A 16,590-nucleotide genomic window follows, 5' to 3' on the forward strand; every position below is an offset into this window, starting at 1 on the left:
TCAGCCCGACAGGCGAGGCAAAAACTCTCTATTCAACCTGTGGTAAATATCAACACGCCCGAAGGATCGATACCGAAACGGACCGCCGTTGTTTTGGTGGGGGTGCGTCGCATTGTCCTGACGCGAAGATCGTGCGCCAGACCGGGCACGGCAATTCCGAGCTGCTCGATTTCGCCAAGGAAGACGCGGCTCGATATCTCACCTGCAATACCGTCCTTGACGTCATGGTCCTCAAGGATCGAAATCGCATTGGGACGGACGTAGGCTATGGCCGCCTGCCCCTCGGAAAAATGGGAGGCATCGCCTATAAGACCGAGTGGCGTTGAAACCTTGCCCTGGCTGACCGTGCCATTGATCTTGTTGAAGGCACAGAAGAAGTCGGCCGCGTAGCGGGTCTCGGGATGGTCGTGCATTTCATAACCCGTACCGACCTGCACGATCCGGCCATGCTGCATCAACACGACGCGGTCGCCGGCAGACAAAGCCTCTTCCGGATCGTGTGTGACCATGATTACGGTTGTTCCCAATTGGCGAAGCAGCCCAAGCGTCTCTTCGCGCACGCTGTCTCGCAAACCGCGATCCAGATTGGAAAAAGGTTCATCCATCAGCAAAAGGCTGGGCTGCGGCGCAAGCGCGCGCGCCAGCGCAACACGCTGCTGCTCCCCTCCCGAAAGCGTATGCGGGTAGCGTTTGGCCAGATCCTGAAGGTGAACATGATGGATCATCTCTTCTGCCCGCTGGCGCTTTTGCGCCTTCGGCAGAGATTTAAGGCCAAACATCACGTTCCGTTCGACCGTCAGATGCGGGAAAAGCGCGTAGTCCTGAAACACGAAGCCGATGTTGCGCGTTTCGGGCTCCACAAAAACGGAAGGACCGGCAACCTCGGTACCATTCAGAAAGACGGCGCCCTGCTCCGGTGTTTCCACGCCGGCAACAATGCGCAGCAGCGTCGATTTTCCACAGCCAGAGCGGCCAACGAGGCAGATGATCTCGCCGCGCTCGACAGTCAGGTCGATATCGGACAGCACGTTCATGCCGCCGTAGCTTTTTCCAACCGCCTTCAGTTCAAGCGCTGCACTGCCTGCCATTTCCAGTCCTGCCTTCTCGTCACTGATTATGTTGATCGCTCAAATCAGGATTAAAGTCAAAATCTCGCCGCCGCACACGCCTCAGTGAAGGCGCACAACATTCTTGGCAGCAATATTGACGTTTACGTTAGAGTTAAATACGTTTTGTTCACTGATGGACGATGCGTCGCAACACGTCTATCATCGTCACCGGAAAGCAGGAGGAGCGGCCAACCCGGTGGCACCGCATTGATGTCGATGATTGGGATTGATCGCCCGGCATTTGCGGATGAAAACAGTTTGATGCGTCCAAGGCGTTGATAAGAACGCCTGATGCAACGGAGACTCTGGGAGGAGAAGCATGAGTGAAATGACCCTGGGCCACCAGGAAAATGCCAACGTAGCAAAACGTTGGTTGGCGTCTTACCCGCCGGGTGTCCCTTCAGAGATTCCCGCGCCAAGCCATGCTTCGCTTGTCGACCTTCTCGAGAAAAGCTGCGCGCAGTTTTCCGACAGGAAAGCCTTTTCCAGCATGGGAAAGTCGATCTCCTATCGGGAACTCGACCAGATGACGCGTTCTGTTGCGGCCTGGCTGCAATCGCGTGGACTGGAAAAAGGCGACCGCGTCGCGGTGATGATGCCGAATATCCTGCAAAACCCTGTTGTCGTATACGGCATTCTGCGGGCGGGAATGATCGTGGTCAATGTCAACCCGCTCTACACCCCCAGAGAGCTTGAGCACCAGTTGAAGGATTCCGGTGCCAAGGCACTGTTCGTGCTGGAAAACTTCGCGCATGTCGCACAACAGGCCGTTCCCAGAACCGCCGTGCGACATGTGGTGATTGCGGCCATGGGCGACCTTCTGGGGCTGAAAGGGCATCTCGTCAATCTTGTGGTGCGCAAGGTCAAGAAGCTGGTTCCGGCATATGCCATCCCCGCGTCAGTGACATTCAAAACGGCACTGCATGAAGGAGAAAACCTCAAGCTGAAGCCGGCTGCGCTGGGGCCGCAGGATATCGCCTTCCTGCAGTACACGGGCGGTACGACAGGCATCTCGAAGGGTGCGGTGCTTACCCATGCCAATCTCCTGGCCAACAAGATGCAGATCAGCCTGTGGCTTGATGCAGCCTTCGCAACCAAGAACCGCCCCGAGGTTCTGAACTTCGTCTGCGCATTGCCGCTTTGCCACATTTTCGCGCTGACCGTAAACTCGCTGATGGGCATTGCTCTCGGCGGCCATAATCTCTTGATCGCCAATCCTCGCGATATTCCGGGCTTCGTGAAGGAGCTGTCGCACTACCGGCCGCATATCTTCCCCGGTATCAATACGCTGTTCAACGCCATGATGAACAATGAGGATTTCCGCAAGCTCGATCTCTCGTCGCTGATCCTCGTTCTGGGCGGCGGCATGGCGGTGCAAAGACCGGTTGCCGAGCGCTGGCTGGCGATGATCGGCTGCCCGATCACAGAAGGATACGGTCTTTCGGAAACGTCGCCTGTTGCGACCGTCAACCGGCTGGATGCAGCAGAATTCAGCGGCACGATCGGCCTGCCGATCTCCTCGACGGAAATCGATATTCGTGATGAAGATGGCAACAGCCTTCCGTCGGGCGACATCGGCGAAATATGCATTCGCGGACCGCAGGTGATGGCCGGATATTGGCAGCGACCGGACGAGACGGCCAAGGTCATGACCGCGGACGGCTTTTTCCGTTCCGGCGACATGGGCTTCATGGACGATCGCGGTTACACCAAGATTGTAGACCGGAAGAAGGACATGATTCTCGTTTCCGGCTTCAACGTTTACCCGAACGAGGTTGAGGAAGTGGCTGCGGCTCATCCGGGTGTATTGGAATGCGCCGCAATTGGCATTCCCGACGAACACTCTGGAGAAATCGTCAAGCTGTTCGTTGTCAAGAAAGACCCCGCCTTGACCGAAGCGGACCTGAAAGCCTTCTGCGCCAAAAGCCTGACCAACTACAAAAGACCGAAGATCATCGAGTTCCGCAGCGAACTTCCCAAATCCAATGTCGGGAAGATTTTGCGGCGCGAATTGCGCAATCTCAACTGAACCGAAAGAGCCGGGAGACCGGCTCTTTTCTTTTGTCAAAGTCGCCTTGATTTGGACGACTGAAAGAGAATAGTTTCCTCATCCTTCCACGGAGCCGAGGAGCATAAAATGCAGGCCATCATCGAAAAACTGAAAGCAACGGCGAGCAGCACTGCCGCAACCGATCTTCGTGCCGCCTTTGCGGCCGACGACAAGCGATTCAGCCGTTTCAGCGCAAAATTCGATGACTTGCTGATGGACTATTCGAAATGCGCCGTGAACGACGACATCATTGCACTGCTTGAGAAGCTGGCAGTCGAAGGCGGCGTTGAAGCCAAGCGCGAAGAAATGTTTACCGGCAAGGCCATCAACTTCACCGAAGACCGTGCCGTTCTTCATACCGCATTGCGCAACCGTTCGAACACACCAGTGCTGGTCGACGGCAAGGACGTGATGTCTGACGTCAACAGCGTTCTGGCGTCGATGGGCAAGTTTGCCGATGCAATCCGCTCGGGCTTTCTCAAGGGTTCGACCGGCAAGAAAATCACCGACGTTGTCAATATCGGCATCGGCGGCTCCGACCTCGGCCCAGTGATGGCGACGCTGGCACTAGCTCCATTCCACGATGGCCCACGCGCGCATTTCGTTTCCAACATCGACGGTGCGCACATTGCCGATACGCTGAAGCTGATCGACCCGGAAACGTCCCTTTTCATCATCGCTTCGAAGACGTTCACGACGATCGAGACGATGACGAATGCGGCAACGGCCCGCAAGTTTATCGCCGACAAGCTCGGTGAAAGCGCCGTCAAGCATCATTTCGCGGCGGTTTCCACCGCCCTTGAGAAAGTCTCGGCGTTCGGTATCGAAAGCGACCGCGTCTTCGGTTTCTGGGATTGGGTCGGCGGACGTTATTCGATCTGGTCGGCCATCGGTCTGCCACTGATGATTGCCATTGGCCCGGAAAACTTCGGCAAGTTCCTCGATGGCGCGCACGCCATGGACAAGCACTTCCGCGAAGCGCCAGTCCGCGAAAACCTGCCGATGCTGCTTGGCCTCATCGGCTTCTATCATCGCAACGTGCTCGATTATCCGACACGGGCGATCCTGCCTTATGATCAGCGCCTGTCGCGCTTCCCGGCTTACCTGCAGCAACTCGACATGGAATCCAACGGCAAGGGTGTCACCATCGACGGTACGCCGGTTGAAGGTCAATCTGGCCCTGTCGTCTGGGGTGAACCCGGCACCAATGGCCAGCACGCTTTCTACCAGCTCATCCACCAGGGCACGAGCGTCATTCCGGCTGAATTCATGATCGCGGCAAACGGCTTCGAGCCTGAATTGCGCCACCAGCACCAGCTTCTCATCGCCAATTGCCTTGCACAGTCCGAAGCACTGATGAAGGGCCGCACGTTGGCAGAAGCGAAGGCTCAGCTCACGTCCAAGGGAATGGAAGACAAACTGGCCGACTTCATCGCGCCACACCGTGTCTTTACCGGCAACCGCCCCTCGATCACCTTCGTCTATGACAAGCTGACGCCATTCGCGCTCGGCCGCCTCATCGCTCTCTATGAGCACCGTGTGTTCGTGGAAGGCGTCCTGTTCCGCATCAACTCCTTCGACCAGTGGGGCGTTGAGCTCGGCAAGGAGCTGGCAACCGGCCTGCTGCCCGTTGTCGAAGGCAAGGAAAGCGCTGCCGGCCATGACAGCTCGACTCAGGGTCTCGTCGCGACGCTGGCAGGTTTGGCGAAGTAAAAAAACACTGACACGATCATATGCAAAAGCCGGAAGGAAACTTCCGGCTTTTCTCATTCAAGGTCTTGGTTGAATCGGTCTGTCGCGGAACAACAACTACGACGCAGCGAGCCGGTTGCGGACACGCTGATTCAGAGACCGTGCTATGGATTTAGAGCCCGATCTCATGCGCCCATGGCGGATTTGCACCGGCGCGCGAAACCGTTACCGCAGCAGCCTTGGCACCAAGGGCGAGCGCTTTGCGTATCTGCTCTTCCGTCAGTACGGAGACTTGCGCCTTTGTCAGCAGACCCTGAATTTTCAGCGAAGCGAGAATGCCGGCATCGAATGTATCACCCGCACCAACGGTATCGACGACCTCAACGCGTTCGGATGCGACTTCAACCTTCAGGTTCGATGTATAACCAACCGCACCTTTGGCGCCACGGGTGACAACAACCAGTTTTGCGCCATGATGCAGCCAATGGCGGGCAAGCGTATCTTCATCACCCTCCAGCCCGAACCAGGCCAGATCCTCGTCGGAGAACTTCACGATGTCGGACATCGCCGCCATGCGGCTGATGCGCTCGAGATGTTTCTGCTTGTCCTTGATAAAGCCGGGGCGAATATTGGGATCAAGCGAGATGACGCGCTTGTCATGCTCGCGCACCAACAGCGCCTCATAGGTGCTGCCGCATGGCTCGGGAATGAGGCTGATGGCACCGAAATGCATGGCCTCGCAATCTGCTCCAAGTGCCGGCAAATCATCTTCCGACAACATACGTCCGGCGGTACCTTCGTCATAAAAAGCGTAGGTCGCGTGCCCATCCACCAGCTTGACGAAGGCGATCGTCGACGGGCGGTTGGAGAAGGCGCACAGGCTGAAGTCAACGTTGCTGGCCTTCAGGGTATCCTTCAGAATTTCACCCATCATGTCATCGGGAATGCCCGAGAAAAAAGCCGAGGGCACACCGAGGCGACCGAGCGCAATCGCCGTATTGAAGACCGCACCACCTGCGTAAGGGGCAAAACTCGCCTCTCCCAACGTTGTCTGCCGAGGCAGCATGTCGATAAGGGCTTCACCACAACACAGGATCATCACGGTCCTCCTCAAACCATAAAATCAAATGGACTTAAATCGATTTAGACGATGGCTGGCGAAAAGGCCAGCCACACGCCATCCCAAATTACGATTGCGGCAATTCGCTGACGCCACCATGCTTTGCCGACCACGGCAGCGGGTTGTCGAGGAAGGCCTCGACTTCGGACAAGGTCTTGTCATCGAACAGTTTTTCCTTGCGCGCCACAGCAAGAACATCGCGCCAGGTGCTGAGGTAGTGCAGCGCCACATTGCCATTGGCAAAGCGCGCCTCGGCTTCCCTGAAGATGCCGTAGTAAAACAGCGCGATGCCGTGGTCGACGATGCCACCGGCTGCACGAATGGCGTCGATGAAGGTAAACATCGAACCGCCGGCTGTCGTCAGATCCTCAATAACGAGAACGCGTGCACCTTCGGGCATATGGCCTTCGATCTGTGCATTACGGCCGTGGCCCTTCGGTTTCTTGCGGCAGTAGATCATCGGCAGACCGAGGCGCTCGGCAAGGAAGGCGGCAAAAGGAATGCCCGCCGTTTCACCACCGGCCACGCAATCGAATTTCTCGAAGCCCGCATCGGCCACGATCTTCGCCGCCGCGAAGTCCATCACCGCAGAACGAATACGCGGATAGGAAATCAGCTTGCGCATGTCGATGTAGACAGGGCTCTTCATGCCCGATGCGAAGGTGTAGGGGCTTTCCGAATTGAAATGAACCGCCTTTATCTCCCACAGCATCTTTGCGACAAGCTCCGCCACCACGGCGCGATCGGTAAATGTGAACTGGGACATCGGCGTTTTCCTCTTTTCGTCATCAGTGCATATAAAAACTGCCGGAGAATCCGGCAGCAATTGAAGGATTTATTGGACGTCCCAGTGAAGCGGGAACATCGGATCGAAGACCGTTACCAGTCCGGCGCCGGTCTCGATCTTGTCGGGGAAGCTGACCTGCTCCTCCCGTTTGACCAGGGTGATGGTGTCTTTGTTTGGCGACAGGCCGTACCATGCAGGGCCGTTCAGCGAGGTGAAGGCTTCCAGCTTCTCGAGAGCGTTTTCCTGCTCGAAAACGTGAGCAAGGCAGCTCATCGTATTGATCGATGTATAGATACCGGCGCAACCGCAGGCGCATTCCTTCAGCGGATCGACATGCGGGGCGGAGTCCGTGCCGAGGAAGAAGCGCGCATCGCCGGAGATGGCGGCGGCGCGCAACGCCAGACGATGTTCCTCACGCTTGGCAACAGGCAGGCAATAATAATGCGGCTTGATACCGCCAACCAGAATGGCATTACGGTTGATGATCAAGTGGTGCGTGGTGATGGAACCAGCGAGATTTGCCTTGGAGGACTTGATGTAATCCACGCCATCCTTGGTCGTGACATGCTCCATCGTCACTTTCAGTTCCGGCAGGCGCTGACGAAGCGGTTCCAGAACGGTGTCGATAAAGGCTTTCTCGCGGTCAAAGATATCGACTTCCGGCGTCGTGACTTCGCCATGTACGCACAGTGGCAGACCAATTTTTGCCATGCGCTCCAGCACCGGCGCGACCTTGTTCAGGTCCCTGACACCGCCATGCGAGTTCGTGGTGGCACCAGCCGGGTAAAGTTTGACGGCATGGATCAGACCGCTTTTCTTGCCTTCCTCGACGTCGTCAGCATTTGTGTCTTCGGTCAGGTAAAGTGTCATCAACGGCTCGAAACGGTCACCAGCCGGAATGGCCTTGACGATCCGCTCACGATAGGCGCGAGCATCCGCCGTCGTTACGACCGGAGGAACAAGGTTCGGCATGATGATGGCGCGCGCAAAATGGCGACTTGTATCGGCAATCACACCTTCCAGAACGGCGCCATCGCGCAAATGCAGATGCCAGTCATCGGGGCGGCGAAGGGTGATCGACTTCATCGTGGGAACCTCTAAAGCATGTCGCGCAAAATATGCTGCGGTTTTGCGATCACGACATGCGTAAAACAAGACCGACAGCTTTCTGGAGTCCGGCCCGCTTAGCATCTTTCATCAAAAGAAAACAGCCGCTGAAACAAATCGGCGGCTGTTGATGGCATTTTTTTCGGAAGGCGTCAGATGCCGCCGGCCTGCGGCCCCCAGACATCGGTCATGGCAAAACCATCCGCCAGCGGGTCGAATGGATCGAGACCGACCTGATGTAGCCCGAAGGTGAAACCGCGACCGGCAATGGTCGGGATAACGGCGGGGCGACCCGCTACCTCGGTGACGGCGGAAAGCCCGACGTCAAATTCCGAGCCGATGATGGAGCGCGATTTGTATTCATCTCCGACCTTGACCTTGCCGCGCGCATAAAGCGTCGCAAGATTGGCGGAGTTACCCGTGCCGCAGGGAGAACGGTCTGCGCGTCCCGGCCACATGGTCGTGCAGGTGCGGATCGATCCGTCGGCATCGACATCGCGGAACATCACATAGGCAACACCAGAGATCGCCGGAATCTCCGGATGGACGACCTTCACTTCGCGATTGACGATGTCCTTCAGCGTCATGCCGGCCGCAACCAGTTTCGCGGCATTGGCCTTGTCGATCGTCAGACCGATCTGGCGGACGTCAACCAGCGCGTAGAAGATGCCACCGTAGGAGATGTCCATCGTCACCTTGCCCCATTCGGGCGTGTCGATGCTGACATCAAGTTCATGCACGAAGGATGGCACCATAGTGAGCTTCACCTTCTCGCAGCGGCCATCACGGCAGGTGGCAGTTGCCTTTACCAGACCGGCCGCTGTTTCCAGCATGACAACGGTTTCCGGCTCCTGCATCTCCACCATGCCGCTTTCCAGCAAGGCCGTGGTGGCGCAGATGGAGTTCGAGCCTGAGCTCGCATGGGCCTGATCCGGCTGGAGGATGACAAAAGCAGCGTGCGCATCGGGATGCTTCGGCGGCAACAAAAGATTGACCGAGCCCATCGGCGTACCACGAGGCTCCAAAGTCAGAAAACGGCGAAGCGCGTGCCCTTTGGGATCGGTGTTCATCCAGTCGAGTTGCTCGGCAACCGTATTACCGGGAATTTTCGGCGCGCCGCCCGTCACGACACGGCCGATTTCGCCTTCGCAATGAACATCGAGAAGCTGGAGGGTGCGTTTCCAACGCATGGGACTTACTCCGGAAGTTTACGTCTGAACCGGACCATATCCACAAAAATACAAACTGTACACAAAGATATCAGCGGTTACGGCATTCGGCCCGGTTGCGGTTGGCAGTCGCATTGCAGTTGAGGCCGGAGACGCGAAGTGCGTCCTCATCCACCACGGCGCCAGCCGTATCGCCCACGGAACCAACCGTGTTTTCAACCGACCGGCCAAGCCGTTCCACCTGGCGACCGTAATTCTCGCGTGTACGCGGATCGAAGACGGCGATCGGAGCACTGACCACAACGCTGGCAGCCGTTCCGACCGTTTGTGCAGCGCCGATACTGACAGCGCCCAAGGCTTCGCCCAAACCAACATCCGAATCCGTCACAGTCTGTCCGGCGATCAGGCGATCACCGATCAACCGCACGACCTCCGGGCTTTCGGCGAATTTTCCATGATTCAAGCGATCGCCGGATTGAAGCTTGGTCAAATCCAGAACGGTGATTCCTGCTTTTTCCAGTTCGCTGCGATAGGGCTCAACGGACGGATCGATCTGCCCAAGGCGATCAACATTGCCGGAGATGCGACGCGACAGGCTGAGTGCCCGATCATCCTGAGAGACGAACAGCGTGAACTTGGGCGGCGTATTGCCAAGACTTGCGAACTGCCGGCTGAAAACATCCACATCAAGGTCAGGCGCAGCCAGAATGACATTGCTGATTTTCGGATCGACGCGACCATTGCGGATTGCCATCTGGCGCAATGCTTCCACGGCGAGCCAGGTCCCCATGGAATGCGCCATGACGGTGACTTCACTGATGGATTTGTCTTTCGCCAGACGCGTCAGCATCTCTTCCAGAGCATCACGCGAATAGTTGGTGCTTTCCTTGTCGTAGTTGTAGTCGAAAATGCTGGCGCGAGACGGCCAGGTGAAGACCACGGGAACGACGTCCGTGCCTGAATCATGCACGATCTGTGCAAAGCGATAAACGGATTCCTCGTACCGGTTGTTGAAGCCGTGAACGAAGACAAGAACCCGACGATCCTTCTGGATATGTCGGCCGATCCAGCTTCTCGTGGCCGCTTCCGACGGGATAGGCTCCACCGAGACTGTCGTGAAATCCTTCAGCGGATTGGGCGGCAGCTTTTTCGGCCATTGCACCTGGCCCACCTTGCGATTGGCGTCAGGCGGGATCGACACGGTAACGGCATCGACCTTCAGGCCAGTACCGCGTTCGCCGCCGAAGAGAATGGCCGCATCATCCGATGGCGCGCGTGTCGTCGCGACTAGAAGGTTGACCGGAGTCGTGCCTGCCACAGTCGTTCCTGTTGGCGTCATTACTCCAATGGGCCGCCCGCCGCACCCGGCAAGCAAAGCAACGATGGCGATCATGGCCACGAAGCGAAAGGGCATCAGGTCATTCTCCCACAACCAACAAGCAGCCGGAAAACGGCCAAGCGTTCAGGATTTCTACCCAAGGCTGACCATTTAGGCTAGCAACCGGGGACCGTGCCCGGGTGCATTTCCTGTCCGGTGTGTCCAAAGAGACCCAATCGTCTCAACCTTTGGGCAACATCGTTCCATGCTCACGCAACGCCACATGCCATGAAAATGCTTCCTCAAGGAGATGTGGCGTATGTCCGCCGCGTGTCGCTGCGCGCTCGTAATAATCCATGAGTGCGTCGCGGTAATCCGGGTGGACACAGTTTGCGATGATAACCGGCGCACGCTCGCGTGGAGCCAGCCCGCGAAGATCGGCAAGCCCCATCTCTGTCACCAGAATATCCACGTCATGCTCGGTATGATCGACATGGCTGACCATAGGAACGACACTGGAGATCGCACCGCCCTTGGCAATCGATTTTGTCACGAAGATCGACATGTAGGCGTTGCGTGCAAAATCACCCGAACCGCCAATGCCGTTCATCATGTGCGTTCCACCGACATGGGTGGAGTTCACGTTGCCGTAGATGTCGAATTCAAGCGCCGTGTTGATACCGATGATGCCAAGTCGCCGAATGACTTCCGGATGGTTGCTGACCTCCTGCGGGCGCAAAATCAGCCGGTTCTTGTAATCACCCAGTCGCGGCATGACGCGGTCGTTCATTTCGGACGACAGCGTGATCGATGAGCCAGACGCAAAAACCAGCTTTCCGGCATCGAAAAGTTCAAAGGTCGAATCCTGCAGAACCTCGGAATACATCTTGAGATCGTGAAACGGCGTATCGATGAAACCGTGCAACACCGCGTTGGCGATGGTGCCGATACCTGCCTGCAAGGGCTGAAGTTCATAGCCCATACGCCCCTGCGCGACTTCGTTCAGCAGAAAATCGCTCAGGTGGCCGGCAATCGCCTTTGTTTCGGCGTCCGGCGGCAGCACGGTCGAAAAGCTGTCCGACTTGTCACTCAGGACGATCGCCGCAATCTTTTCCGGCGGCACCGGAATGAATGGCAGGCCGACGCGGCTATCGGGGGCGACGACCGGAATGGGCATGCGGGTCGGTCGCTTGGCCGGAATGAAAATGTCGTGCAATCCTTCAAGGACGGCCGGTTGCGAAAGATTGATTTCGACAATTACCTTGTCAGCAAGGATGGCAAAGCTTGCCGAATTGCCGACCGATGTGGTCGGCACGATGCCGCCATCCGAGGTGATCGCCACCGCCTCGACGATAGCGATATCGACACCATGGATCTGCCCCCCACGAAGCTGCTCGACTGTCTCGGAAAGGTGCTGGTCAATGAACATCACCTTGCCGTCGTTGATTGCCTTCCGCAGAGCTGGATCAGACTGGAAGGGCATGCGACGCGCCAGCATGCCCGCCTCGACCATGGTCTTGTCGAGGTCGTTGCCAAGCGAGGCGCCTGTCATCAGGGTGATTTGCATCGGGTGGGTCTTGGCACGCTCAGCAAGCGCCAGCGGTACGGCCTTCGCCTCACCCGCACGGGTAAATCCGCTCATGCCGACAGTCATGCCATCCTTGATAAGGCTTGCGGCCTCATCAGCCGTGACAATCCTTTTCAACAACGACGCGTTGCGGATGCGCTCCTCGAGCATGCTCTTCTCCCTGATATGCGTTCACGATGACGGCTCTCCGACACCGTGATGATTGTCGCGCGGTCTTGCGGCGTGGAAACTGACATAGATCAAGCCATGCACGAAGAATATTGCAAGGCATATTCCCCTGTTGCGACTGGCGCACGAATGCGACAGGTTCAAGGAAGCATTTTGCTTCTGCAGCTTGCCCATGGGAGAGAGCGATTCGGGCAACGAAAAATCGGCACGGAACCGCGCCAAGGGCATTTCGTAAATCGCTGTATCAGATTCAGGAGAAGAATTCTCTCAACGAAACTTCCTGGTCTCAAGCTGAGTGTCAGCGAGCCAAACAAGTCATTTTTAAGAGAAAGAGAAATGGCGCACCCGAAGAGATTCGAACTCCTGACCCCCAGATTCGTAGTCTGGTGCTCTATCCAGCTGAGCTACGGGTGCGTGCCGTTCCGGTCGTTTCCGGTGGCGTGGCGATCCTCTAAAACGTCCTCATTCCGAATGCAAGCGATTTTGCTGAGAAATTGTCATTTTCCTGTATCAATAATTCCATCTATTTGATTTTAAATGGTTTTTCTTTTCCGGGAATTTTTGAGGGGTTCACGACGCTATTTTTGGCACGGCCAAAAGCCCCATTTGAAGTGGGCAAAACCCCGCATTCTCAGGCGCTTTTAGCGGTCTGAACCGAAGCAGGGCGATCCGCAATTTCGATACGGAACTGGGTTCCAGAGCCCGGTTTTTCGACAAGCGCAATCGTGCCGCCGTGGGCAAGGACCAATTCACGGGCAATGACGAGACCAAGTCCCGTACCACCGGAACGCGCCGACCCCCGGAACGCCGAGAAGAGATTCTCTCTCGCCTTCTGCGGCATCCCCGGGCCGTTGTCATCGATCACGATACTGACGACACCTCCGGTCTTGCGTGCAGAGATGGAGAGCCGCGCCGAGGCCGAAAGCGACGGCTCCGACTGCAGGGCCTGAACGGCATTTCGACAGAGATTGTGCACGACACGGAAAAGCTGCTCCGCATCCGCATCCACCATCAGATCCGTGGGAACATCATCCTCGAACTCAATCCCGCTTTCAGGGTCGATCGCCAGGATGTCTCGAACATCCTGCACCAGCACGCTGAGATTGTTCATTCTGCGCCGTGGTGCGGCCTCCGTCGCCTGACCATAGGCAAGTACCTCCCCCGTATAGGCCACGGCACGGTCGATAGTCCGCAACAGCTTCGGCGCGAAGCTTCGAACAATCGGGTCTTTCGCGTCCACAAGCCGATCGGACATCAACTGGGCAGAAGACAGGATATTGCGCATGTCGTGATTGATCTTCGAGACGGCGAGCCCCAGATCGGCAAGGTTCTTCTGCTGCCGCAGGGTCTTGTGCAACTGTGTCTGCATGTCTGCGAGATGGCGACCCGCAACCGACAATTCGTCGTTTCCGTCCTCGGGCACGAATATTCCGGCGGGATTTTCCGGGTCTTCCGAGAAGCGCTGCATACCGAGCGTGAGGCGGCGGATGGGGCGTATCATGATCCGGTTTATGGAGACGAAGATCAGCACCGCCGTTATCAACGACAGCACGATCGAGATCAGGAAAACGTTGCGCGCATAAGCGAGCATCGCCGCCCGCAGCTTGTACTCACCAATCACCAGTTCGATAATGGTGTCACTGTCTCCGACGACATCAAAAACCCGGATTACCCTGTTGCCACCGAAGAGCAGCGTGGAGAAAGCGTCCCGAACGGCCGTCAACTGCGAGACATCGGAAAGATCGTACTGCTCATCCACACCAGGAGGCGTTTCAGCCGCAGCCAAGAGCCTCGACGTGCCATCCTTGCGCAGAGCGATGAGCTTGGCACCTGTCGCCATCAAGGTGTCGTTCTGAACGCTTTGCGGCAGTTCCGCCTGCAAGCCATCAATCACGGCGCCGGCGGCGGCGGCCGTGTTCAGCCGGTCACGCAGCCAGGACAGGCGCATGTTGGCGACCGACGGCACGAAGATCAGCACTTCGGCAATCATGACAAAGATCACGGTCAACAAGAGCAGGCGACCGGAAAGACCCGCCGTCAGTCCCGTTATACCCGGGCCGGGCTCGCTCTCCTCACCTTTCAAACTGTCTACGCCTTTTGAAAACAACCGGGCCAGTCCTGTATCCGCCGTCGGTTTCTTGGAACGGCTCATTCAAATGCGGATACAATCATAGGAGCAAACGAACATTTTTCCAATGCATCGGCAAAGCCGTCGGCCAGCAAAAAAGCGCCGCCCGAAAAGGCGGCGCTCCAACGAGATGCATTGGTTATGCCCTACTCAGAATTCCTGCCAGTCGCCATCCACCTGTGCAACCGCCTGACCATTCATTGCGCGACCGACGCTGCTGACCAGCCTGCGCGCCGGCGAAGGCACCGGTGCTGAGCGCTCCGACACGGCAACCGGGCGCGACTGAGGTTTGAAGCGGAGATGAGCCTGACCGTCTTCGCCACCCAGCTTGAAGCGCGCCACGAGGCTTACCAAATGGCCTGCCTCGCTGCTCAGCTTGTGCGTTGCTGCAGACGTCTCTTCGACCATGGCGGCATTGCGCTGTGTGACCTGATCCATCTGGTTGATGGCGGTACTGACTTCCTGCAAGCCCGTGGACTGCTCTCTGGCCGCTGTCGCGATGGAATGGATGTGCTCGTTGATCGCAAGAACACGGGTTTCGATTTCGCTCAGCGCATTGCCGGTCTTTTGAACCAGCGAGACACCACGGCCAACCTCCTCACCGGATTTGGTGATCAGCGCCTTGATATCCTTCGCAGCGGTTGCAGAACGCTGGGCAAGCTCACGCACCTCCTGAGCGACGACGGCAAAGCCCTTGCCGGCTTCACCGGCACGCGCGGCTTCCACACCGGCGTTCAACGCCAGAAGGTTCGTCTGGAAAGCGATCTCGTCGATAACATTGATGATCTGGCTGATTTCCCGCGAAGCCTGCTCGATACGATCCATCGCTGAAACCGCATCACCGACGACCTTGGAGGATTCCTCGGTCTTTTCCTTTGCCTCGGAAACCATCTGGCTGGCTTCCTGCGCACGGTCGGTGGAATTGCGAACAACAGCGGTGATCTCGTCGAGCGCGGCAGAAGTTTCCTCAAGGGCCGCGGCCTGCTGCTCGGTTCTTTTCGACAGATCGTCTGCGGCAGAGCGAAGTTCGTTGGCGTTGCCGCTGATACCCTCGGTGCTGCTGCGCACCTCACCCATGGTTTCGCGCAGCTTCAGAAGCGTCTGATTGACGTTTGACTGCAGCCCGGCGAAAACGCCGCGGAAATCGCCTTCCATCGAGCGGGTCAGATCGCCCTGGGCAAGGCTTTCGATAACGCGGCTGACTTCGGATACGCCGTTATCGACACCGACGAGTAGAGCATTGATGTTCTGTGCAAAACGGTTGAGGTTCTCGTCACCGTAATCCTTTTCAATCCGACGACGGAAATCGCCCTGAGCAGCGGCGTCAACGACCACCGCCATCCCGGCCTGCAGATCATCGCTTTTCGCCCGCATGGCCGCTTCCTGGGCATTCATGTCGCGCATTGCACGACCGTTCTGCTTGAAGACTTCAACGGCAGCGGCCATCTCGCCGATTTCGTCCTTGCGACCAAGGTAAGGCACGTCAGCGTCCAGGTCGCCATCCGCTACCGCACTCATGACGTCCGAGACCCTGCGGATCGGCTGGCTGAGCTGCCGCGTCCCAATGTACAGGCCGAAAGCCGCACCGATCAGAATACCGATGAACGTTACGATGGCGACGGCCCAGAACATCATGGTCCCGAAGCTCACCATTCCCTTTTCAATGACGCCAAGTTCGGCGATGTCGCTTTTCACGACAGCATCGATTTCCGCCTGATAGGCCTTGCGGTTAGCGCGGTTCGCGTCGTTGTTGCCCTGCTGGTTTGCTGCCTGAGGGCCGACTTCCTTGCTAAGACGCGCAGTCTCCAGACGGAACGCCTTAAATTCCTTGAAACGGCTGACAAGATTGTCAAATGCCGCTTTTTGCTGCGCCGGAACGAGCGGGGTCCAGGCAGCGATGAGATTTTCCATGGCATCGAGGTTCTTGACGATGCCTTCCGCGAAAGGTGCAGCCGTTGCAGCATCGGGCGCCGCATAGATACCACGCGCTTCCATGACCACGGCGGTCACCAGACGATTGAGGGATTCACCCTTGTAGGCGCGTTCCGCAGCACTTTCGAATTCTGCCGTCCTGACCCGGAATTCACTGACCGCATAAATGGAAAGCCCGCCAATCGTGCAGGCGACCAGGCTCATGAGCCCGACAAGAAGATTGATACGACCACGAATTCTCAAAATCATTCCCCCTCAGCGAAAATGCCAGCCGCTCAGAAAATAGGAAGCTGGCATAACTTTTCTCGCTACAAGATCTATCAATGCAGCGTTAAGAAAGAATTTCGAATTTTATCTTTCCTCCAGTGCCCGAATCTCTTGCCGGGGACGGTTCACAGATGAACGACAGGAATCGCATTTTC

11 protein-coding genes and 1 tRNA gene are annotated in these 16,590 nt (G+C 57.2%); 2 read left to right on the forward strand and 10 right to left on the reverse strand.

Annotated elements, in window-relative coordinates:
* Positions 1–32: 32 nt before the first annotated feature.
* Positions 33–1,088, reverse strand: a complete 1,056-nt coding sequence (locus tag ACIQT8_RS14815) for an ABC transporter ATP-binding protein (protein ID WP_400966551.1) — start codon at positions 1,086–1,088, stop codon at positions 33–35.
* Between the two features lie 340 nt (positions 1,089–1,428).
* Between ACIQT8_RS14815 and ACIQT8_RS14820 the strand changes: the two genes are divergently transcribed.
* Together ACIQT8_RS14820 and pgi are read left to right on the forward strand one after the other, a co-directional pair.
* Positions 1,429–3,138 (forward strand): long-chain fatty acid--CoA ligase, encoded by a 1,710-nt coding sequence (locus ACIQT8_RS14820; RefSeq protein WP_400966554.1) that lies wholly within the window; start codon positions 1,429–1,431, stop codon positions 3,136–3,138.
* 108 nt (positions 3,139–3,246) lie between these two features.
* The gene (gene pgi / locus ACIQT8_RS14825) at positions 3,247–4,872 is read left to right on the forward strand and encodes a glucose-6-phosphate isomerase (RefSeq protein ID WP_262524102.1); all 1,626 of its coding nucleotides are present in this window, start codon (positions 3,247–3,249) and stop codon (positions 4,870–4,872) included.
* Between the two features lie 151 nt (positions 4,873–5,023).
* On the opposite strand, the gene ACIQT8_RS14830 is transcribed toward pgi, so the two are convergent.
* The 9 genes from ACIQT8_RS14830 to ACIQT8_RS14870 form a co-directional block, all read right to left on the reverse strand.
* The gene (locus tag ACIQT8_RS14830; protein WP_400966557.1) at positions 5,024–5,950 is read right to left on the reverse strand and encodes a carbohydrate kinase; all 927 of its coding nucleotides are present in this window, start codon (positions 5,948–5,950) and stop codon (positions 5,024–5,026) included.
* An 88-nt stretch (positions 5,951–6,038) separates the two neighbouring features.
* Complete coding sequence (locus ACIQT8_RS14835; RefSeq protein ID WP_138794421.1) at positions 6,039–6,737, reverse strand: orotate phosphoribosyltransferase; 699 nt, start codon at positions 6,735–6,737, stop codon at positions 6,039–6,041.
* A gap of 69 nt (positions 6,738–6,806) precedes the next feature.
* A complete protein-coding gene (gene pyrC / locus ACIQT8_RS14840; protein WP_400966560.1) occupies positions 6,807–7,844 on the reverse strand; it encodes a dihydroorotase in 1,038 nt (345 codons plus the stop codon).
* Positions 7,845–8,017: 173 nt separating this feature from the next.
* Positions 8,018–9,055 (reverse strand): 4-hydroxyproline epimerase, encoded by a 1,038-nt coding sequence (locus ACIQT8_RS14845; RefSeq protein WP_400966563.1) that lies wholly within the window; start codon positions 9,053–9,055, stop codon positions 8,018–8,020.
* Positions 9,056–9,125: 70 nt separating this feature from the next.
* Complete coding sequence (locus ACIQT8_RS14850; RefSeq protein ID WP_400966566.1) at positions 9,126–10,448, reverse strand: alpha/beta hydrolase; 1,323 nt, start codon at positions 10,446–10,448, stop codon at positions 9,126–9,128.
* Between the two features lie 145 nt (positions 10,449–10,593).
* The gene (locus tag ACIQT8_RS14855; protein WP_400966569.1) at positions 10,594–12,090 is read right to left on the reverse strand and encodes an acetyl-CoA hydrolase/transferase family protein; all 1,497 of its coding nucleotides are present in this window, start codon (positions 12,088–12,090) and stop codon (positions 10,594–10,596) included.
* A gap of 355 nt (positions 12,091–12,445) precedes the next feature.
* Positions 12,446–12,522, reverse strand: a tRNA-Arg gene (locus ACIQT8_RS14860).
* Between the two features lie 217 nt (positions 12,523–12,739).
* Complete coding sequence (locus tag ACIQT8_RS14865; RefSeq protein ID WP_400967155.1) at positions 12,740–14,098, reverse strand: ATP-binding protein; 1,359 nt, start codon at positions 14,096–14,098, stop codon at positions 12,740–12,742.
* Positions 14,099–14,386: 288 nt separating this feature from the next.
* Entirely contained in the window at positions 14,387–16,411 is a 2,025-nt protein-coding gene (locus tag ACIQT8_RS14870) for a methyl-accepting chemotaxis protein (protein WP_400967157.1), read from the reverse strand.
* Positions 16,412–16,590 lie beyond the last annotated feature (179 nt).

This window comes from Agrobacterium sp. NPDC090273 (assembly GCF_044772305.1).
Taxonomy (GTDB): domain Bacteria; phylum Pseudomonadota; class Alphaproteobacteria; order Rhizobiales; family Rhizobiaceae; genus Agrobacterium.